We start from the raw sequence: 20,939 nt of genomic DNA on the forward strand, positions 1-20,939 counted from the left end.
GGGCCGTCGCTGTTTGACAGGACATCGCAAGCATGGCAGCCACTGAGATCTTGAACAGGGCGGACATTGTCAAGGCGCCACAGGTGCGCCTGGCGCCCCAGGCCGAGAAGCCATCGCTGATCGGTCTTGTGCGCGAAGACATGGCCAGGCTGCTCGTCGAACGGGGCGTGCCCGAGCGCCAGGTCAAGATGCGCGTGAGCCAGCTCTGGCACTGGCTCTACGTTCGCGGCGTTTCCGATTTCGATCAGATGTCGAACGTCTCCAAGGACATGCGCGAGATGCTCAAGGAGCATTTCACCATCGCCCGGCCGGAGATCGTCGAGGAGCAGATTTCGAACGACGGCACGCGCAAGTGGCTCTTACGCTTCCCGCCGCGCGGCGCTGGTCGCCCCGTCGAGATCGAGACCGTCTACATCCCGGAGGAAGGCCGCGGCACGCTCTGCATCTCGAGCCAGGTCGGCTGCACGCTCACCTGCTCCTTCTGTCACACCGGCACCCAGAAGCTGGTGCGCAACCTGACGGCGGAAGAAATTCTCGCCCAGTTGCTGCTTGCCCGCGACCGGCTCGGCGATTTCCCCGAACGCGATACGCCGCAGGGCGCCATAGTGCCTGCGGAAGGCCGCAAGATCACTAATATCGTGATGATGGGCATGGGCGAGCCGCTCTACAATTTCGAGAACGTCAAGACCGCGCTCCTGATCGCGTCCGACGGCGACGGTCTCTCGCTCTCGAAGCGCCGCATCACCCTCTCGACTTCGGGCATCGTGCCGGAAATCTACCGCACCGGTGAGGAGATCGGCGTTATGCTGGCAATCTCGCTGCATGCCGTGCGCGACGACCTGCGCGACATGCTGGTGCCGATCAACAAGAAGTATCCGCTGAAGGACTTGATGGAGGCCTGCCGTGCCTATCCGGGCCTGTCGAACGCGCGCCGCATCACCTTCGAATATGTGATGCTGAAGGATGTCAACGATAGCCTCGAGGACGCCAAGGAACTGGTGAAGCTGCTGAAGGGCATTCCGGCCAAGATCAACCTCATCCCCTTCAATCCGTGGCCGGGCACCAACTACCAGTGTTCGGACTGGGAGCAGATCGAGGCTTTCGCCGATTTCATCAACCAGGCCGGCTATGCCTCGCCGATCCGCACCCCGCGCGGCCGTGACATTCTCGCCGCCTGCGGCCAGCTCAAGTCGGAATCCGAACGCATGCGCAAGGTCGACCGCCTCGCCTTCGAGGCGATGATGATTGCCAATCACGGCGAGGACTGAGCCGGGAAGGAGATGCGCGGGGCGGGTCGCGCTCAGGTTCGCCCCTCATCCGGCCTGCCGGCCACCTTCTCCCCGCAGGCGGGGAGAAGGGACGATGCCGCGCTGTTCCAGTCCCCTCTCCCCGCGAGCGGGGAGAGGGTTAGTCCTCGGATTAAACCCGAGGAGAGGGGCAGAACCGGAGCGCGACGCGCAATCTCGATCGATGAAGAAGTTTGATGGATGAAGCTCTTTCCATCGATTGATTTCATTGCTCCGCTTTCCTAAGAAGGCGGCGAATTCATCTGGAGCGGGATGAGAAACATGCGAAGCGGTTCATCCGCCGGCATCCCGTTCGCCAAACGGAGGACATCCATGCGCTCACTTCTCATAGCTCTTGCCGCCACGGTGGCGCTCTCCCTGCCGGCGCGCGCAGACGAAGTTACGGTTGCCGTGACGGCAATCGTCGAGCATCCCGCCCTCGATGCTGCCCGCGACGGCGTCAAGGACGCGCTCGCTGCCGCCGGCTACAAGGAAGGCGAGAACCTCAAGTTCATCTACGAGTCGGCGCAGGGCAACCCGGCGACGGCGGCACAGATCGCCCGCCAGTTCGCCGGCGAAGCGCCGAGCGTCATCGTGCCGATCTCCACGCCCTCGGCGCAGGCGGTGGTTTCCTCGACACGTGACATCCCGGTGGTCTTCACCGCCGTCTCCGACCCGCTCGGCGCGCAGCTCGTCAAGGACATGGACAAGCCCGGCGGCAACGTCACCGGCCTTTCCGACATGTCGCCGGTTGCCGAGCATGTGAAGCTGATCAAGGAGATCCTGCCGAACGTGAAATCGATCGGCTATCTCTACAATTCCGGTGAAGCGAACTCCGTATCCCTGCTTGCGGCGCTCAAGGCCGAAGCCGAAAAAGCAGGCCTGATCGTGGTCGAGTCCGCCGCAACGAAATCCGCAGAAGTCCAGGGTGCGGCCCGCGCCCTCGTCGGCCGCGCCGATGCGATCTACGTTCCGACCGACAACACGATCATCTCCGCGCTCGAAGGCGCCGTTGCCGTCGCCGAGGAAAGCAAGCTGCCGCTCTTCACCGCCGATACGGACTCCGTTTCGCGCGGCTCGGTTGCGGCCCTTGGCTTCAACTACTACGACGTCGGCAAGCAGACCGGCGACGTTGTTGTCCGTATCCTGAAGGGTGAAAACCCGGGCGACATCGCGGTCAAGGTCGCGGCGGGCACCGACCTCGTGATCAACAAGGCTGCCGCCGCCAAGATGGGCGTGACCCTGCCGGAGAGCGTGGTCAAGCGCGCAACCCGCGTTATCGAATAACGACGGCGTTCCCTCGCGAACGCAATTTGGTTGCCTTTTTGCCGCCCCCGTTCCATACGGGGGCGCTTCACTATTAACCAGATACGTTGCGCGGCAGGGCCTTGCGCGCAACACGATCGAAGAGGGCCGACAGCCTTGAGTCAAATCGCTTTTTGGGGAGCCGTGGAACTGGGGCTCGTCTATGCCTTTGTCGCCGTCGGCGTTTTCCTTGCCTTCCGCGTGCTCGACTTTCCTGACCTGACGGTCGACGGGTCGTTTCCGCTCGGCGCGGCGGTCACGGCGGTCCTGATCATTGCGGGCGTCAATCCGTGGCTCGCCGCAGCCGTCGCGATGGTCGCCGGTGCCGCGGCCGGCATGGTCACTGCACTCCTCAACGTGCGGTTCCGCATCCTCAACCTGCTCGCCTCGATCCTGACGATGATCGCGCTCTTCTCGGTGAACCTGCGCGTCATGGGCAAGCCGAACGTCGCGCTGATCAATGCCGACACCATGCTGTCGCCGTTCTACGGATCGGGGCTCAGGGACTTCTACGTTCGCCCCCTCTTCGTCGGCATTCTTGTGCTGGTCGCCGTCGTCATCGTTTGGCGTTTTCTTGAAAGCGACGCGGGCCTCGCCATGCGGGCGACCGGCGCCAATGCGCGCATGGCCCGCGCGCAAGGGGTCGATACCAGCCGCCAGATCTATCTCGGCATGGCGATCTCCAACGCGCTTGTTGCCTTCGGCGGCGCACTCTTCGCCCAGACCAACGGCTTTGCCGACGTGACCTCGGGCGTCGGCACGATCGTCGTCGGGCTCGCGGCCGTCATCATCGGCGAAACGCTGTTCGGCGCCCGCGGCATCCTGATCGCACTCGCCGGCTGCGTGCTCGGCTCGATTCTCTACCGCATCGCCATCCAGCTCGCGCTCTCGACGGACATGCTCGGTCTGCAGGCCTCCGACCTCAACTTCGTGACCGCAGCGCTCGTCACCGTAGCGCTCGTCCTTCCTCGTCTGCGTCGCAGAGGTGCCGCATGATCAGCGTCAAGAACATCAAGGTCGTTTTCGGCAAGGGCACACCCTTGCAGAAGCAAGCATTGAACGGCGTAAGCCTGACGATCGAGCAGGGTTCGTTCGTCACCGTGATAGGCTCGAACGGGGCCGGCAAATCGACGCTGCTCGGCGTGCTCGCCGGAGACGTCCTGCCGAGCGAAGGCGAGGTAACGATCGGGCACACGGACGTCACCCGCAAGGGAACGGCGGCGCGCGCCGGCCTCGTTGCGCGCGTGTTCCAGGATCCGCTTACCGGCAGTTGCGGCACGCTCTCGATCGAGGAGAACCTGGCGCTCGCCGCCAGGCGCGGTGAAAGCCGCGGCCTGACGCCGGCGCTGGGCGCGAAGCGTCGCGAGCATTTCCGCGAGCGGATCGCCGAACTCAATCTCGGCCTCGAAAATCGCCTCGGCGATCGCATGGATCTCCTGTCCGGCGGCCAGAGGCAGGCAGTGTCGCTGGTGATGGCGACGCTGGCCGGATCGGAAGTTCTGCTTCTCGACGAACACACCGCGGCGCTCGATCCGGGCATGGCGGAATTCGTCATGAATCTCACGCAGAAGATCGTCACCGAGCGCAAGCTGACGACGATGATGGTCACCCATTCGATGCGTCAGGCGCTCGACTATGGCCACCGCACGATCATGCTGCACGGCGGCGAAATCGTGCTCGATGTCGCCGGCGACAGCCGCAAGACGCTGCAGGTCGAGGATCTTATTGCCATGTTCCGCCGCATCCGCGGCCAGACGCTCGACGACGACGCGCTGCTGATCGGGTAAAAGGCCGACCGGCTCAGCGCGCCTGCGTCAGAAAAATCTTGACCGCGAAGATCGAGAAGACGCCGGCGAAGCTGAAGTCAAGAGCGCGCATGAAGCGCTTGTTCTTCTGCAGCCAGGCGGCGAGCCAATCGGCGGCAAGCACCACCATCGCATTCACCGGCATGCCGATGACGATGAAGAAGAAGCCCAGGAACAGGAGCTTGCTCGTGACCGACGGATCGGTCGCGCTGACGAACTGCGGCAGGAAGGTCATGAAGAAGATCACGACCTTCGGGTTGAGGATGTTCACCCAGAAGCCGGTCGCGACGTTCGCAAAGGCGGTTCCTTTCGCCCCGTCGATCTTCTTTACCGAAAGCGTCGAGCCGTGGCGCATTGCCTGGACGGCAAGCCAGAAGAGGTAGGCAGCACCACCTGTCTTCAGCACCAGGAAGGCGGTCGGCGACGCGGTGATCAGCGCCGAAATGCCGAAGGCGACGAGCATCGTGTGAACGACGATTCCGAGGCCGGTGCCGAGCACGACGAAAAGTGCGGCCTTCCTTCCTTGCGCCAGGGACCGGCTGATCGAAAGCGTCATGTCCGGTCCGGGCGTTGCCGCCAGAAGCAGGCTGGCGGCGGCAAAGGCGAGCAGCGTCGGCAGGCTGGGCACGAAGTCCATGAGAGGTTTCCTCCATGAGATGATTGCCGGTGATACCGCCCGTCAGGCTCTTTTGCCAGCGGATTCGCATGTCCGCGCGCGATAGCGGCCGTTGCGGCGTCTCCCGGCATGTCAATTTTCGCCGGGCGCCGCTGTAATGCTTGTATCCCTTCAAGTTCTGGCTAAAGTGCCGCAGATTTTGCACGCGGCATTGCCGCCCTCCCCAGAGCAAGCAGACGGACAAAAACCATGGCATCGCATAAAGACGTGAAGAAGGTCGTTCTCGCCTATTCCGGCGGTCTCGACACCTCGATCATCCTCAAATGGCTGCAGACGGAACTCGGCGCCGAAGTGGTAACCTTCACCGCCGACCTCGGCCAGGGCGAGGAACTGGAGCCGGCGCGCAAGAAGGCCGAAATGCTCGGCATCAAGGAAATCTATATCGAGGACGTGCGCGAGGAGTTCGTGCGTGACTTCGTCTTCCCGATGTTCCGCGCCAATGCCGTCTATGAGGGCGTCTACCTGCTCGGCACCTCGATCGCCCGTCCGCTGATCTCCAAGCACCTGATCGACATCGCCAAGAAGACCGGCGCCGACGCGATCGCCCATGGCGCAACCGGCAAGGGCAACGACCAGGTCCGCTTCGAGCTTTCGGCCTATGCCTTGAACCCGGACATCAAGATCATCGCGCCCTGGCGCGACTGGTCGTTCAAGAGCCGCACCGACCTGCTCGAATTCGCCGAGAAGCACCAGATCCCGGTCGCCAAGGACAAGAAGGGCGAAGCGCCCTTCTCCGTCGACGCCAACCTGTTGCACTCCTCCTCCGAGGGCAAGGTGCTGGAGGATCCGGCGCAGGAAGCTCCCGAATATGTGCATATGCGCACGATCTCGCCGGAAGCTGCACCCGACAAGGCGACCGTCATCAAGGTCGGCTTCGAGCGCGGCGATGCGGTTTCGATCAACGGCGTGCGCATGTCGCCGGCGACGCTTCTCGCCAAGCTCAATGAATATGGCCGCGACAACGGCATCGGCCGCATCGACCTCGTCGAGAACCGCTTCGTCGGCATGAAGTCGCGCGGCGTCTACGAAACACCCGGCGGCACCATCCTGCTGGCCGCGCACCGCGCAATCGAAAGCGTCACGCTCGACCGCGGCGCCGCGCACTTGAAGGACGAGCTGATGCCGCGCTATGCCGAGCTCATTTACTATGGCTTCTGGTTCTCGCCGGAACGCGAAATGCTGCAGGCGGCGATCGACAAGAGCCAGGAGCATGTCGAAGGCGAAGTGACGCTGAAGCTCTACAAGGGCAATGTCATGGTTACCGGCCGCGAGAGCGCGAAGTCGCTCTATTCCGACAAGCTCGTCACCTTCGAGGACGACCAGGGCGCCTACGACCAGAAGGACGCCGCCGGCTTCATCAAGCTCAATGCGTTGCGCCTGCGCACGCTTGCGGCGCGTAATCGCTAAACGTTGGCTATAGCAGTTGGAATTAGCCGCGGCGGGCAACCTGCCGCGGCTTTTTCATATGCGGCTCTCCTTCTCCCTCTGCTTCGCGCAGCTTGTCGTCGGACGCCGCCGGCGCGCACAGCGGCCGCGCACGAACGGTCTTGCGGTACCAGAAATAGCTGACGATCGCGGCAAGCCCGAAGCCTGGGATAATCGTGCCGAGCGCCACCGCCGGCACGCCGACGAGCGCAGCAAGCGCGCCGCCGAAAAGCCCCGCGCTCATCTGGATGAAGCCCATCATCGCCGATGCCGTGCCGGCGATATGCGGAAACGGAGCCATCGCCCCGGTCATCATGTACGGCATGACGAAGGCGATGCCGAAAGCATAGATGCCGACAGGGCCCATGACCGACAGGAAGCTGGGCGGGAGGACGTGCATGGTAATGGCAAGCAGAAGGCTGGCCGTGCCAATGAAGCAGAGGCCGGCCGGCACCAGTCCTTGCGGCGAGAAACGCCGCATCAGCAGACGCATGGTGACGGTACCGGAAAAGAAAAGACCCGATTGCATCAGCATGCCGACGCCGAACTGGGTCGGCGTCAGGCCGACCTGGTCGATCAGTACGAAAGGCAGCATCGTCGCCTGGGCATAGAGCGCGCCGACGGCGCCGGCGATCACCAGCGTCGATGACAGGAAGCGACTGTCCGTCAGCAGTTCGCCGTAGGCTCTCAGGATCGGCCGCAAGTGCCCCTTGCTTCGGTCCGGCATTACCGTTTCCACCATGAAGAATTGCACGGTGAAGCACGCCATCAGGGCGAAACCGACCATCAGGAAGAAGATCGACTGCCAGCCGAAGAGGCCGAGCGCGATGCCGCCGAGCGTCGGCGAAACCGCCGGACCGAGCGCCAGCATCATGCCGATCATGTTCATGATGCGGGCGGCGGGGGTGCCGGTGAACTGGTCGCGCACGATGGCGCGCGCCACCGTCATTCCGACGGAGGCGCCGGCTCCCTGCACCAGGCGCCCGGCCAGCAACACGCCGACCGAGGGAGCGAAGGCGGCCATCAGGCTGCCGGCGAGATAGATCGCCATGAAGATCAGCGTCGACGAGCGGCGTCCGATGACGTCGGAGAGCGTGCCGGAGACGAGCTGCGCAAAGGCGAAGCCGCCGAAATACAGCGACAGCGTCATCTTGATCGCCGCCTCGCTGGTGGCAAAAGCGCGAACGAGTTCCGGCATCGCTGGCGTATAGAGCGCCATCGAAACGGGACCGAGCGCCACCAGGAACGCGCCGATGATGCTCGTACGCCGCTCGCTCATCCTGAGCGTCATTCGGCCGCCCCTTTTTCCCTATTGCTTTCCTTGCCGGCAACGCAGGGATCGAGCCGGCGAAGGTTATCGCGCAGGACCCGGAGATTGCCACGCAACAGTTCCAGCCCCCCCTCGCCCAGGCCTTCGGTATAGGCGCCCATCATTTCGCGCAGGCCCGCCATCATCTCATCGATAAGCGGATCGGCCCGGTCACTGACGACGACGTTCTTGGCGCGCCGGTCGGCCGGGTCCGGCACCCGCACGACGAGCCCCAGCGCCTCCAGGCGATCGAGATAGGCCGAGAGCGTCATCGGCTCGATACCCATGCGGGTCGCAATTTCCGCCTGCTTGATGCCTTCCGTGGTGGCGACCTGGATCAGCGTGCGCGCTTCACCGGGCGTGATCCCGAGCTGCATGGCGTTGACCTTGCGGTCGAAGGCGCCGCGGAGCAGCCGGGAGACGTCGTTGAGCAGCATCCCGATCGTTTCGGATTCAAGTTTTCTCGGCATTTCAATCGTTCACAGGGAATATAGTAAGTTTTCCTTATCATATTCCTTGAACGCATTCAACGTCGGGGAAACGCAAATGCCAAGCCTAAGGCCCCAATCAAGCCCTTCCCCTGCCGACTCTCATGATCCGCGCAACCTCAGCCTTCGAGCTCTTCGCGCAGCATCTCCAGCTCCAGCCATTCCTCTTCCATCCGCGCGAGCCCATTCTTCAGCTTTTCCAGTTCTGCGGCAATCTTGGCAAAGCCGTTCGGATCCTTCGAAAACAGGTTGGGATCGTGCATTTTCTCCTCGTGCCGGGCAATCTCGGCTTCGGCCTTGGCAATCTCCTTCGGCAGGTTTTCCAGCGCGAACTTCTGCTTATAGGAGAGCTTGCCCTTGGCCTTCGGCGCTTCGGATGCGGCCGCCGGAGCGTCGGTCGATTTGGCCTTCTCGGCCTTCTCGACCTTCCGCCTGTCCTCGATCGCGCCCCTGCGCTGCGCCATCATGTCGGAATAGCCGCCGGCATATTCGATCCAGCGACCGTCCGGCGCCTCCGGATTGGCCGGCGCGATGGTCGAGGTCACGGTCCGGTCGAGAAAGTCGCGATCGTGGCTGACGAGGATGACCGTGCCAGCGAAGCCGGCGACGATCTCCTGCAAGAGGTCGAGCGTTTCTATATCGAGATCGTTGGTCGGCTCGTCGAGGATCAGCAGATTGGTGGCGCGCGCGAGAATACGCGCCAGCATCAGCCGCGCACGCTCGCCGCCTGAAAGCTCGCGGATCGGGGTGCGAGCCTGCTCCGGCTGGAAGAGAAAATCCTTCATGTAGCCGGTGACATGCCGCTGCTCACCATTAACGAGCAGGGTCTCGCCGCGCCCGTCTGTCAGATAGTGCGCCAGAGTATCGTCGATGCTGAGCTCATCCCGCTTCTGGTCGAGCGTCGCCATTTCGAGATTGGTGCCGAGCTTGACACTTCCGGAGTCCGGCTCGATCTGGCCGGTCAGAAGCTTGAGCAGCGTCGTCTTGCCGGCGCCGTTCGGGCCGACGAGGCCGATCCGGTCGCCGCGGTGCACGCGGAGCGAGAAGGGCGCGACGATCGTGCGATCGCCATAGGCCTTGGTGACCTTTTCCGCCTCGATGACCAGCTTGCCGGACTCCCTGGCATCGGCGGCCGTTGCCTGCACCGTGCCCTGCGGTCCCTTGTGGCCGCGATAGCGCGCCCGCATGTCCTGCAGCTCGCCGAGACGGCGCATGTTGCGCTTTCGCCTTGCGGTCACCCCGTAGCGCAGCCAGTGCTCCTCGCGCTCGATCGCCTTGCCGAGCTTGTGCTGCTCCAGCTCCTCGGCCTCGAGCACCTCGTCGCGCCATGCCTCGAAATGGGCGAACCCGCGATCGAGCCGGCGCGACTGGCCGCGATCGAGCCAGACGGTCGCCGTCGAAACCTTTTCGAGGAAGCGCCGGTCGTGCGAGATGAGCACCAGCGCCGAGCGGCTGCGGACGAGTTCGTCCTCCAGCCATTCGATCGTCGGAAGATCGAGATGGTTGGTCGGCTCGTCGAGGAGCAGGATATCGGGCTCCGGCGCCAGCACCCGGGCAAGTGCGGCGCGCCGCGCCTCGCCGCCCGAAAGCCGCCGCGGATCCTCTTGCCCCGTCAGCCCCAGATGCTGCAGCAGATAGGCGACGCGATAGGGATCATCGCTTGGGCCGAGCCCCGCTTCCGCATAGGCCTGGACCGTGTCGAAGCCTTCGAAATCGGGCGCCTGGTGCAGGTAGCGCACCGTCGCCGAAGGATGGCGGAAGATTTCACCCGATTGCGGCTCGACGAGGCCGGCGGCCATCTTCATCAGGGTCGACTTGCCCGAGCCGTTGCGGCCCACGAGGCAGATGCGGTCGCCGGGCTCGACCTGCAGGTTGGCGCCGGCGAGCAGCGGCGTGCCACCGAAGGTCAGGAAAATGTCATCAAGCTTCAGAATCGGTGGCGCCAAGGTTTCAGGCTCCGGAAAGATCATAGGGTCGGGCGAGAATGACCGCCCGGCCGGATTTCAAGGAAAAGCGGACCGGCCCCTCTGCAATGTTGGAAATGGTCCGTGACGAGCCGAAGGGCAGCGCGAAATCGTCGAGCGGATAACGCGCATTTTCGATGGAAAGGCCGGAAAGCGCGCTGAGCCCGAGAATCGAGAAGAGGCTGCCCTTGGGAAGGTCGATCTCCTCAGATCCTTCCAGCAAGGGATAGGCTTCCTCCTCGCCGGAGGTCATCAGCACCGGCAACCCCTCTTCGGCGATCGCCACGGCGCGCAAAAGGTGCAGGAAGGCATGGTCGCTTCTGGTGCCGCCGAGGGCACCGACGAAGATCAGCGACGTTGCGCCCCGCGCGAGCGCCGCCTCGACCCCGATTTCGCCGTCGGTCGCGCTCTTGGCCGGCGGATAGCTCTCGCGCGGCACCGCGGCGAATGCGGCCAGCAACGCGTCGTCGGTCGAATCGAAGTCGCCGACCCAGAGTTCAGGAACGACACCAAGCGCCTTCGCATGGCGCATGCCGCCGTCAGCCGCGATGAAGCGGCTCCCCGAAAGTTGGCTCGCAAGTCGCTCGGTGCGGGTGAGCGCACCCCCGAGAAGGATGGTGAATGATCCAGTCATGGCAGAAGCCCATAGCGCAAAGCAGCAAGCGAGGAAAAGGCCGAAAGCAGTTTCCAGCCTCCGTTTCGCCAACGCAATTTGCGCGGATCAGGTTCCGGACGGGTCGTCGCCGGGAAAAAGCATGCCCGCATAGATGCCCGGCGTCGAATCCGGTATCTCCACCGCGCCGACGGCGCGGGCGTAAAAATCCGCAGGACCGACACCGCCGATGACGGCGTAGCCATAACCGGCGGCGCGCATCGCCATCAGGCTTTCGACAAGGAGTGCCTCGCCGATCCCTTGGCCCCGCATCGCTTCATCGACGCCTGTGGGCCCGAAGAAGCCAAGCGCCGTCACGTCGTGGCAAGCGAATCCGACGATCCGCTTCTCGTGAACGGCGACATGGATCCGCGTCGGGGTTGAGGAGAAGGCGGCCTCGGCCTCGCCTGCCCAGCCGGCGCCGAACCGTTCTTCGATCCAGGCGAGCACGACCCTGCGTTCCGCGGCCATCGCCCGGCGAATGCTGATGCCAGGGCCGAGCCGGGAAGCACGCCTTTCAGGCAAGGCATAGAGACGAACGAGCATGTCTGGCATGAGAACTCTCCCCACTACAGCGTCCTCTGCGCGGCTCATCAGACGTACAAGGGATGCTGTAGCACCTTGAATTGCTGCGGAAGGCGAACAAACGCCGCCGACAAGTGTTTGGTCTAATAGCGCAGATGGCTTGAACGGCAAATGTTTCCGTCGAAACTCGGCTTGCCAGACCTGCTGCCGAAAGCTAAATCTTTGCTGCTCTAACGGGGTGCCTTCGGTTCGCTTCATGGAACCAAGGCTGAGAGGCTCGAGCCAACCCGCGGAACCTGATCCGGCTCATACCGGCGGAGGGATTAGAAGCGATCGGACCGATGCGCCTCCTTTTCCCGCAACATCAACAACAGGGAGAGAGGTGCCCGTCATGTCCATTTACAGCAAATTGCTTCGCCGGCTGGCGATTACGGCGATCGCCGCGGCTTTGCCGTTCGGCGCCAGCGCCGCCGAAAAGACGCTGACGATCTACACCTATGAGAGTTTCATCAGCGAATGGGGCCCTGGCGCGAAAGTCGCCGAGGCCTTCGAGAAGACCTGCAACTGCGAGGTCAATTATGTCGGCGTCGCCGACGGCGTCGAGCTTCTGACGCGGCTGAAGCTCGAAGGCGAGCAATCAAAGGCGGACATCGTACTCGGCCTCGACACCAACCTCGTCGCGGAAGCCAAGGCAACGGGCTTCTTCGCCCCGCACGGTCTCGACACCGCGGCCTTGAAGGTCCCGGGCGGCTTTTCCGACGACACCTTCGTTCCCTATGACTACGGCCATTTCGCCGTGATCTACGATACCGAAACCCTGAAGACCCCGCCGAAGAGCCTGAAGGAACTGGTCGACGGCGATCCTTCGCAAAAGATCGTCATCGAGGATCCGCGCACCTCGACGCCGGGCCTCGGGCTGCTGCTCTGGGTGAAATCGGTCTATGGCGACGAGGCGGCCGCTGCCTGGGCCAAGCTCAAGGATCGGGTGCTGACCGTGACCCCCGGCTGGTCGGAAGCCTACGGTCTCTTCACCAAAGGCGAAGCGCCGATGGTGCTGTCCTACACCACCTCGCCCGCCTACCACATGGTGGCGGAAAACACCGAACGCTATCAGGCCGCGCCCTTCGCCGAGGGCCACTATATCCAGATCGAAGTGGCCGGCGTGACGAAGAACGCCAAGGAGCCGGAACTCGCCAAGGAGTTTCTGGCCTTCATGACCGGCCCGGAATTCCAGTCGATCATTCCGACGACCAACTGGATGATGCCGGTTGCGGCGACCAAGGAACCCCTTCCGGATGCCTTCGGCAAGCTCGTCAAGCCGGAAAAGACATTCCTGATGTCTTCCGAGGAGGTCGCCGCCAACCGCAAGGCCTGGATCGACGAATGGCTGGCGGCCATGAGCAAGAACTGAGGCAGGCTTGTCCAGTGCGGCCGAAAGACGAATGACGATTGCCGCCGGGGCCTTCAGCCTCGGCGGCATTCTGCTGTTCGTCGCCCTCGCCATCGTCGCGCTCCTCGCCCAGTCCGGCAGCGGCTATGCCGGCGCCCCGTTCGACGCCTATGTCTGGCGCGTCACCCGCTTCACGCTGCTTCAGGCGTGCCTCTCGACGATCCTCTCCGTTCTCTTCGCGATCCCGGTGGCGCGTGCGCTCGCCCGGCAGGCAAGCTTCCCCGGCCGCATCTGGTTGCTTCGGCTGATGGCGCTGCCGCTCGGCCTGCCCGCACTCGTCGCAGCGCTCGGCCTCATTCAGGTCTGGGGCCGGCAGGGCTTTCTCAATACTGTCCTCGTCGCGATCGGACTCGAAGACCCGATCAGCATCTATGGTCTTTTCGGCATTCTTCTCGCCCACGTGTTCTTCAACATGCCGCTCGCGGCGCGGTTGATGCTTGCGGGGATCGAACGGATTCCGGGCGAATACTGGCGTACCACCGCCAATCTCGGCATGCCCTCGAGCGCAATCTTCCGCTTCATCGAGTGGCCGGCGATCCGCGGGCTGTTACCGGGCATCGCCGGGCTGATCTTCATGCTTTGCGCCACCAGTTTCACGCTCGTGCTGATACTCGGCGGGGGACCCGCGGCAAGCACGATCGAAGTGGCGATCTACCAGGCGCTGCGCTTCGATTTCGACCCGCCGCGCGCGATCGCCCTTTCCGGCCTTCAGGTCGCCCTGACGGGCGCGCTGCTTCTCGTTCTGAAGATGCTGGCACCACCACCGCCGGAGAGCGAGACGATCGGAAAAGCAATGAAACGGTTCGACGGCATGAGCGGACACTCACGATTAGCCGACGGGCTTTGGCTCGTCCTTGCGCTCGCCTTCGTCGGGCTGCCGTTCGCCGCGATCGCCTATTCCGGTCTGCAGGCGGATTTGCCGAGGCTTGCCCGCGATGCTGCCGTCCACCGTGCATTCGCCACCAGCGCCGTGATTGCCCTTCTTTCAGCCGTGATATCCGTTGGGGCGACCGCCGTGATGATCCGCGCGCAGCAGGTTACCTTGATGCGACCGCAGGCGGGGGCCGCCGCCCGCGGGTTTACCGGCATGATCAGCGTCAGCACCTCCTTCGTCTTGCTGGCGCCGCCGGTCGTCCTCGGCGCAGGCTGGTTCCTGCTGCTGCGCCCCTTCGGCGATGTCGCGCGCTTTGCGCCGGCCGTCGTCATCGCCATCAATGCGCTGATGGCACTTCCCTTCGTCTATCGCGTGCTCGCTCCGGCAATGGCCACGCATGCGGCACGCACGGATCGGCTGGCGGCGAGCCTCGGCATCGCAGGTTTTCATCGCCTGCGATGGATCGACTGGCCACCGCTGCGCAGACCCTTGCTCATGGCCTTCTCTTTCGCCATGGCCCTGTCCCTCGGCGATCTTGGAGCAGTGGCCCTGTTCGGATCGCAGGACATGTCGACCTTGCCCTGGCTTCTCTATAGCCGCATGGGAAGCTACCGCACCGCCGACGCTGCGGGACTTGCATTGCTGCTCGGCCTCATCTGCCTGGTCCTGACCGTGCTCGGCACGGCGGGAGAGGACGGCGCGCGCGAAGGAGGAGACGCATGAATTCGCCAGCCTCCGTTTCCGCGGCTGTTTCGCTCAGACACGTCGAAGTCCGTTTCGAAACGATGACGCTCGCGTTCGACTGCGCGATTCCGGCCGGGCAGATCGTCGCGGTCGTCGGTGCCTCGGGGTCGGGGAAATCGACACTGTTCAACGTCATCGCCGGCTTTGAAGAGCCGGAGCAAGGCGCGGTCCATATTCTCGGCAAAGACATGGCGGGCCGCCTGCCGGCCGAACGCCCGGTGTCGGTCATCTTCCAGGAGCACAACCTCTTTGCCCATCTCGACGCCGCGACGAATGTCGGCTTCGGTATCAACCCGGCGCTGCACCTGTCCGACGTCGACCGCGCCAAGGTGGCCGATGCACTGAAGCGTGTCGGCCTCGACGGCTTCGGCGGGAGGTTGCCGCCGACGCTTTCCGGCGGCGAACGTCAGCGCGTGGCACTTGCCCGCGCGCTCGTCCGCCACCGTCCGCTGCTCCTGCTTGACGAGCCCTTTGCCGCTCTCGACCCAGGCATGAGAGCGGAAATGCGCGAACTTTTGCGCGACCTCCACGACGAGGAAGGCAATACGATCCTGATGATCACGCATCATCCCGATGACGTGAGGCTACTCGCCGACAGCGTGCTTTTCCTCGACCGGGGGCGTATCATCGCTCACGATCCTGTCGATCGTTTTGTCGAACGGCGCGACATCACGGCGATCAACCGCTTCCTCGGCCGCGAATGAGGCTTGCCGTCGGCCGCCACGGCAGCGGTTCAAAGCGCTCCGGCGGCCCTTGCGCCTCTGAAACACGCACGGCGCAGGAGGGAATTTTTCGCCAAATTGCCGTTCGCCACAATTTGACCGCCGCGTTGTGCGACGCGCGGGATATCCGACGGTTGGCGCGATGTTCGCGCATCCGTTGCTGTGATACCACGGGGCAACTATTTCTACCGTGATCAGCTATGCAGACGGCGCTGAAATCGCTACAGCACGATGATGGCTGAAACACCCAGGCTGGGACACTGTATCCGGCTGAAAAAGTAGGATTTTTTCGACGTCGGCGCTCAAGTTGTGGCACGCGCCGGCGGAGGGGAACGGGCTGAGGCATGGTTAGGCATACAGTCATCGACGGCCGGATTCCGACGCGACGCGGCGGCAAGAATGCACGATTAATGGTTGCATTCCTGGCGACTGCGCTCCTGTCTGCCTGCCAATCGGTGATCGAACAGACCTACGAGCCGACCGTTTCGCCGTCGTCGAATCCGCAGATCGTCGAGGAAGTGCAGAAGAATGATCCGCGCGCCCAGCTCGGCGCGCGCGAACACCCGCGGATCGTCGCGAGCTACGGCGGCGAATACAAGGACGCCAAGACCGAGCGACTGGTGGCGCGCATCACCGGCGCGCTGACGGCGGTTTCAGAAAATCCGCAGCAATCCTATCGCATCACCATTCTCAATTCACCGGCGATCAACGCCTTTGCGCTTCCCGGCGGCTACCTCTACGTCACGCGCGGTCTTCTGGCGCTTGCCAACGATGCCTCCGAGGTCGCTGCCGTGCTCTCGCACGAGATGGCGCACGTCACCGCAAACCACGGCATCGAGCGCCAGCAGCGTGAAGAGGCCGAGGTGATCGCGAGCCGGGTCGTCTCCGAAGTGCTTTCCTCCAATCTGGCTGGGAAACAGGCGCTTGCCCGCGGCAAGCTGCGGCTCGCCGCCTTCTCGCGCAATCAGGAGCTTCAGGCCGACGTGATCGGCGTGCGCATGCTGGGCGAGGCAGGATACGACCCTTATGCCGCCGCCCGTTTCCTCGATTCGATGGCGGCCTACGCCCGCTTCACGGCGGTCGACCCGGAAGCCGACCAGAGTCTCGACTTCCTGTCGAGCCACCCCAACGCGCCGCAGCGCGTCGAACTGGCGCGCCGCCACGCGCGTGCCTTCGGCGTCGAAAGCACGATCGGCGACCGCGGGCGCGATTACTATCTGGCCGGCATCGACGGCATCCTCTACGGCGACAGCCCGCAGGAGGGTTATGTCCGGGGCCAGACATTCCTGCACGGCCAGCTCGGCATCCGCTTCGACGTGCCGCTCGGCTTCCAGATCGACAACAAGGCCGAGGCGGTGCTCGCGACCGGCCCGGGTGACATCGCGATCCGTTTCGACGGCGTCGCCGACACAGCGCAGCGCAGTCTCACCGACTACATCGCCAGCGGCTGGGTCACCGGCCTGCAGCCGGATACGATTCATCCGATCTCCGTCAATGGCCTCGAGGCAGCAACGGCGCGGGCATCGGCCGATCGCTGGGATTTCGATGTCACCGTGATCCGCATCGACAACCGCATCTATCGTTTCCTGACCGCCGTCCCCAAAGGATCGAACGCTCTGGAAAGCACGGCGAGCCAGTTGCGCAGCTCGTTCCGCCGCATGACGCAGGCCGAGGTTCAATCGCTGAAACCGCTACGCATTCGCGTGGTTACTGTCAGGTCCGGCGACACGATGGCGACGCTGGCTGCCCGGATGATGGGAACGGACCGCAAACTCGATCTCTTCCGCTTGATCAACGCGATGCAGATCACCTCCACCGTCAAACCCGGCGACAAGGTGAAGATCATTTCCGAATAGAGTGGTGGATTGCTTTTCTCCGTGGCCAGAGTGCTACTGCGTGTTTCCGATTCAAGGATAAAACAGGCAGCCGTTCAAAGTGCTACAGCGTCCGTCTTTGCGCGCCCGACAGGACGCGCGGCGCTGGGCTATCGATTGTCACAGCCACGAGGGCTTGTCTTCAATGAGAAACATTCGCCTGACAGCGTTCAAAATTTTCGCGGCCACATCCCTCTTCTTTAATCCATGGACCCACGCGGCCGCCAGCGATGGTCAAGGTGCGCTCGAACGCGTCGTGAACGAAGCGATCCGCCCCTTGATGGAGCAATACGACATTCCCGGGATGGCTGTCGCTGTCACAGTTCAGGGAAAGAGATACGTCTTTAACTATGGCGTTGCCTCGAAGGAGGGTCGGCAAAAAGTCACCGACGCGACGCTCTTCGAGATCGGCTCGATCAGCAAGACGTTCGCAGCGACCCTTGCCTCCTACGCCGAAGTGCGCGGGGCCCTCTCGCTTTCCGACCACGCCAGCAAATATTTGCCAACGCTTGTCGGAAGCAGTTTCGATAGGATCACCCTGCTCGAACTCGGCACCTATACGGCCGGAGGCTTGCCCCTGCAGTTTCCGGATTCCGTCGCGGACCAGAAGGAGGCGATCAGCTATTTCAGAAGCTGGCGTCCGAGCTACGAACCCGGCACGTATCGGATCTACTCGAACCCCAGTATCGGGCTGTTCGGATACCTGGCCGCCGAAAGCATGAGCGAGCCGTTCGACGATCTGATGGAAAAGAAGCTCTTCCCGGAGCTTGGCCTGACGCAGACCTATATCCGAGTTCCTGAGGATCGCATGCGCGATTACGCCTATGGCCACTCGAAGGAGGGTAAACCTATCCGGGTGAACCCGGGTGTTCTGGATTCGGAGGCCTACGGCGTGAAGACGACTGCGGCCGATCTGCTTCGTTTCGTCGAGGCAAATATTGACGCATCAAAGCTCGACGAAACGCTCCAGCGGGCGATCGCCGCAACGCATGTCGGCCATTACAAGGTGGGCGACATGATGCAGGGACTCGGGTGGGAGATGTATGCCTATCCGACCGATCTCGAGCAACTGCTGGCGGGAAACTCGGCTGAGCTAAGCTTCAAGCCAAACAAGGTGGCCAAGCTTGCGCCGCGACTGCCACCGCGAGACGACGTGCTGATCAACAAGACCGGCTCGACAAACGGCTTCGGCGCCTATGCCGCCTTTGTCCCCGCGAAAGGCATCGGCGTCGTTTTGTTGGCCAACAGGAATTACCCTATCCCGGCTCGCGTAAGGGTCGGCTATCGAATCTTGGCGACCTTGGACAGTGAGCTCGGAACGGCGAGCACACGCTAGACTTCGCCAGCGCATCCGCTTTCACGTGGATTCACTGAAAGCGAATACGATGCTCTGGAATGAAGGTACGGGAGTGTCCTTTGTGCGGTCATTTGAACGCACGGCGCTCCCGATTTTTCTGCAGTCGATTTCGCATTGCGTTCAGTGCATGCCGGAAGCCAATGCCGGCGCCTTGGCGGCGAGCGCGGCGCGCAGCTTTTCCAGCGCCCGGGTCTCGATCTGCCTGACGCGCTCCTTCGAGATGCCGAGGTCGACGCCCAGTTCCTCCAGCGTCGCGCCGTCTTCCGACAAACGACGCGCGCGGATAATCTTCATCTCACGCTCACTCAACTCCCCAAGCGCGATATGAAGCCAGCGGCGAGCACGTTCGCCGTCGATCATGTCGCTGACCTGTTCGTCGGGCAGCGGCGCTTCGCTCGCAAGGAAGTCGAGCCGCTCGCCGCTGTCAGAATCTCCGTGGCCGACAGGGGCCTGTAGCGATGCGTCGCTTCCGGACAGGCGCGCATCCATCGTCTGCACGTCGGCAAGGCTGACGCCCAGCGCCGCGGCAATCTCCTCGTGCATCGCCTGCGAGGTCAGTTGCCGGTCGCCTTGGGCAAGACGCGCCCGCAATCTCCTCAGGTTGAAGAACAGCGCCTTTTGCGCCGAGCTTGTTCCCCCGCGCACGATCGACCAGTTGCGCAGGACATAGTCCTGCATCGATGCGCGGATCCACCAGGTGGCATAGGTCGAGAAGCGAACGTCCCGACTTGGCTCGAAACGCGCCGCCGCCTCCAGCAGGCCGACATGGCCCTCCTGGACGAGATCGCTCATCGGCAACCCGAAACTGCGGAATTTGGCCGCCATGGCGATCACCAGCCGCATATGCGCCATGGCGATCTTGTTGCGCGCCTCCTGATCGTTGTTTTCCCTCCAGGCCTGCGCCAGGGCATGCTCCTCGTCGCGTTCGAGATAGGGCGCATCCATGGCAATCTTGATCATGCGCCTGTCTGCAGTAAGGGTCTTCATCGGTCGCTCCGTAGCTGGCGCCGGGGCGCCGTTAACGATTGAACACGAAGGGCCAAACGCTTGTCGGAGCATCCGGCAACAGGAACGGCGAGCGCCAGGATCGTACTTGAAGAACCGGTGCAGCGCCCTAAATCGAAGATACGAACCTGAAACGGTGAAAGATCACAGAACCAAGATCGTCCGGGCAGCAAAGGCGAACGCCTTCGTACCGGCTATATCCAACGCGTGCCAGCGCAAAAAGTTCCCCCACTTGCGATGATTTCCGAACGCTTGCTTCTGCAATAAGCCTTTGTTCGGCTCCTGAGCCTATAGCGCCGCCCGTCCTATAGGACGCGCAAAGGACGCTGCAACACTTTGAAATACTGCATGTTTTATCGTTGATCTGGGCACGATCTAAGGAACCGTTGCAGCAGCGGACAAAGAAAAAGCCCGGCGCGAGGGCCGGGCTCTTGGGTCGTGGCTTCCGGGTCGTGTCCTACAGCGCCGCGCGTCTTATCCGACGCGCAAAGGACGCTGTAGCACTTTGAATTGCTGCATGTTTTTATCCTTAAATCGGCTACGATTTAAGGAAACATGCAGTAGGCTGCGGCTTAAGCGGCCTCGTCCTGGGCGTCGTCTTCGTCGATGGCCTTGCCGCGCTTCGGCCCCTTGTTCAGGTTGGCTTCGACGAGGCGCACCGCCTCCGTTTCCGACATCTTGTTCACGGCAGCGATTTCGCGCGCCATGCGATCAAGAGCGGCCTCATAAAGCTGGCGTTCGGAATAGGACTGTTCGGGCTGGTTTTCCGCGCGATAGAGATCGCGCACCACTTCCGCGATGGAGATGAGGTCGCCCGAGTTGATCTTGGCATCGTATTCCTGGGCACGACGGGACCACATGGTCCGCTTCACGCGTGCCTTGCCCTGCACCACCTTCAGCGCACGATCGACGAAATCGGTTTCGGACAGCTTGCGCATGCCGATGCTGACGGCCTTCGCCACCGGCACCTTGAGACGCATCTTGTCCTTCTCGAAATCGATGACAAAAAGCTCGAGCTTCATGCCAGCGACTTCCTGCTCCTCAATCGCAACGATCTGGCCAACACCATGAGCCGGGTAAACGATCGATTCACCGGTCTTGAAGCCTTGGCGCGTTGAAGATTTTTTCTGCTGGGTCGTCATTCGTTTCAAAAACTCCCTATTGCGCACCCGGCCTCTCAAAGGCCGGGGCCGGGTCGGTCAGGCCCGGGATAGACGGGGATACCGCCGGGTGGGGTCAATCCTGGTCCGTCCAACGGAACGCAAACGCCTCATATATCGCGGTCACAGGCAACGGAACGTTGCGTATTTGGGAAGAGCCGCGCCGTGGAGATCGTTTGCTTTCGTGATGGTTTTCGGGCGCGCAAAAACACCCTCGGTGGATCAGTAACAGGAAGCTATCACAAAAAAGTGCGCAAATCAATAATTTGCTGCATGGCAGCGATCAAGCTGCCACGCACACAATTGTGAGGCTGAGGC

18 protein-coding genes and 1 riboswitch are annotated in these 20,939 nt (G+C 62.8%); of the genes, 10 read left to right on the top strand and 8 right to left on the bottom strand.

Annotated elements, in window-relative coordinates; translation table 11 throughout:
- The first annotated feature begins 32 nt into the window (after positions 1 to 32).
- The 4 genes from rlmN (at position 33) to QN222_RS15605 (ending at position 4,378) form a co-directional block, all read left to right on the top strand.
- Positions 33 to 1,268, top strand: coding sequence for a 23S rRNA (adenine(2503)-C(2))-methyltransferase RlmN (gene rlmN, locus QN222_RS15590; RefSeq protein WP_283960927.1), 1,236 nt, complete (start codon positions 33 to 35; stop codon positions 1,266 to 1,268).
- 351 nt (positions 1,269 to 1,619) lie between these two features.
- A complete protein-coding gene (locus QN222_RS15595; protein WP_283960926.1) occupies positions 1,620 to 2,573 on the top strand; it encodes an ABC transporter substrate-binding protein in 954 nt (317 codons plus the stop codon).
- Positions 2,574 to 2,708: 135 nt separating this feature from the next.
- Positions 2,709 to 3,587: an ABC transporter permease gene (locus QN222_RS15600; RefSeq protein WP_283960925.1), complete on the top strand. Its 879-nt coding sequence runs from the start codon at positions 2,709 to 2,711 to the stop codon at positions 3,585 to 3,587.
- Positions 3,584 to 4,378 (top strand): ABC transporter ATP-binding protein, encoded by a 795-nt coding sequence (locus QN222_RS15605; RefSeq protein ID WP_283960924.1) that lies wholly within the window; start codon positions 3,584 to 3,586, stop codon positions 4,376 to 4,378. The genes QN222_RS15600 and QN222_RS15605 overlap by 4 nt, the downstream gene beginning before the upstream one ends.
- A gap of 13 nt (positions 4,379 to 4,391) precedes the next feature.
- On the opposite strand, the gene QN222_RS15610 is transcribed toward QN222_RS15605, so the two are convergent.
- Positions 4,392 to 5,033, bottom strand: coding sequence for a LysE family translocator (locus tag QN222_RS15610; protein WP_283960923.1), 642 nt, complete (start codon positions 5,031 to 5,033; stop codon positions 4,392 to 4,394).
- A 228-nt stretch (positions 5,034 to 5,261) separates the two neighbouring features.
- Between QN222_RS15610 and QN222_RS15615 the strand changes: the two genes are divergently transcribed.
- Positions 5,262 to 6,479: an argininosuccinate synthase gene (locus QN222_RS15615; RefSeq protein ID WP_283960922.1), complete on the top strand. Its 1,218-nt coding sequence runs from the start codon at positions 5,262 to 5,264 to the stop codon at positions 6,477 to 6,479.
- Between the two features lie 22 nt (positions 6,480 to 6,501).
- On the opposite strand, the gene QN222_RS15620 is transcribed toward QN222_RS15615, so the two are convergent.
- From QN222_RS15620 to QN222_RS15640, 5 genes are all read right to left on the bottom strand, one after another.
- Positions 6,502 to 7,788 carry a multidrug effflux MFS transporter gene (locus QN222_RS15620; protein ID WP_283960921.1) on the bottom strand — a complete coding sequence of 429 codons (1,287 nt, stop codon included), beginning with the start codon at positions 7,786 to 7,788 and terminating at the stop codon, positions 6,502 to 6,504.
- On the bottom strand, positions 7,785 to 8,276 hold the full coding sequence (locus QN222_RS15625) for a MarR family transcriptional regulator (protein ID WP_283960920.1): 492 nt from the start codon (positions 8,274 to 8,276) through the stop codon (positions 7,785 to 7,787). Before QN222_RS15625 ends, QN222_RS15620 begins: the two co-directional genes overlap by 4 nt.
- Positions 8,277 to 8,413: 137 nt before the next feature.
- Entirely contained in the window at positions 8,414 to 10,240 is a 1,827-nt protein-coding gene (locus tag QN222_RS15630) for an ABC-F family ATP-binding cassette domain-containing protein (protein ID WP_283960919.1), read from the bottom strand.
- A 4-nt stretch (positions 10,241 to 10,244) separates the two neighbouring features.
- On the bottom strand, positions 10,245 to 10,892 hold the full coding sequence (locus QN222_RS15635; protein ID WP_283960918.1) for a thiamine diphosphokinase: 648 nt from the start codon (positions 10,890 to 10,892) through the stop codon (positions 10,245 to 10,247).
- Between the two features lie 87 nt (positions 10,893 to 10,979).
- Positions 10,980 to 11,465, bottom strand: coding sequence for a GNAT family N-acetyltransferase (locus QN222_RS15640; RefSeq protein WP_283960917.1), 486 nt, complete (start codon positions 11,463 to 11,465; stop codon positions 10,980 to 10,982).
- Positions 11,466 to 11,659: 194 nt separating this feature from the next.
- Positions 11,660 to 11,775, top strand: a riboswitch (TPP riboswitch).
- Positions 11,776 to 11,826: 51 nt separating this feature from the next.
- Here QN222_RS15640 and thiB point away from each other — a divergent pair.
- From thiB to ampC, 5 genes are all read left to right on the top strand, one after another.
- The gene (gene thiB, locus QN222_RS15645) at positions 11,827 to 12,846 is read left to right on the top strand and encodes a thiamine ABC transporter substrate binding subunit (RefSeq protein WP_283960916.1); all 1,020 of its coding nucleotides are present in this window, start codon (positions 11,827 to 11,829) and stop codon (positions 12,844 to 12,846) included.
- Between the two features lie 7 nt (positions 12,847 to 12,853).
- Complete coding sequence (gene thiP / locus QN222_RS15650) at positions 12,854 to 14,482, top strand: thiamine/thiamine pyrophosphate ABC transporter permease ThiP (RefSeq protein ID WP_283960915.1); 1,629 nt, start codon at positions 12,854 to 12,856, stop codon at positions 14,480 to 14,482.
- Positions 14,479 to 15,207 (top strand): ATP-binding cassette domain-containing protein, encoded by a 729-nt coding sequence (locus tag QN222_RS15655; RefSeq protein ID WP_283960914.1) that lies wholly within the window; start codon positions 14,479 to 14,481, stop codon positions 15,205 to 15,207. The genes thiP and QN222_RS15655 overlap by 4 nt, the downstream gene beginning before the upstream one ends.
- A 362-nt stretch (positions 15,208 to 15,569) precedes the next feature.
- Complete coding sequence (locus tag QN222_RS15660) at positions 15,570 to 17,081, top strand: M48 family metalloprotease (protein WP_283960913.1); 1,512 nt, start codon at positions 15,570 to 15,572, stop codon at positions 17,079 to 17,081.
- A gap of 163 nt (positions 17,082 to 17,244) precedes the next feature.
- Complete coding sequence (gene ampC / locus QN222_RS15665; RefSeq protein WP_283960912.1) at positions 17,245 to 18,435, top strand: class C beta-lactamase; 1,191 nt, start codon at positions 17,245 to 17,247, stop codon at positions 18,433 to 18,435.
- 141 nt (positions 18,436 to 18,576) lie between these two features.
- Here ampC and QN222_RS15670 read toward each other — a convergent pair whose 3' ends face one another.
- Positions 18,577 to 19,443 carry an RNA polymerase factor sigma-32 gene (locus QN222_RS15670; protein WP_283960911.1) on the bottom strand — a complete coding sequence of 289 codons (867 nt, stop codon included), beginning with the start codon at positions 19,441 to 19,443 and terminating at the stop codon, positions 18,577 to 18,579.
- Between the two features lie 590 nt (positions 19,444 to 20,033).
- Positions 20,034 to 20,603 (bottom strand): CarD family transcriptional regulator, encoded by a 570-nt coding sequence (locus QN222_RS15675; RefSeq protein ID WP_180939455.1) that lies wholly within the window; start codon positions 20,601 to 20,603, stop codon positions 20,034 to 20,036.
- Positions 20,604 to 20,939: the final 336 nt, after the last annotated feature.

This window comes from Sinorhizobium sp. 6-70, assembly GCF_030124375.1.
Taxonomy (GTDB): Bacteria; Pseudomonadota; Alphaproteobacteria; order Rhizobiales; family Rhizobiaceae; genus Sinorhizobium.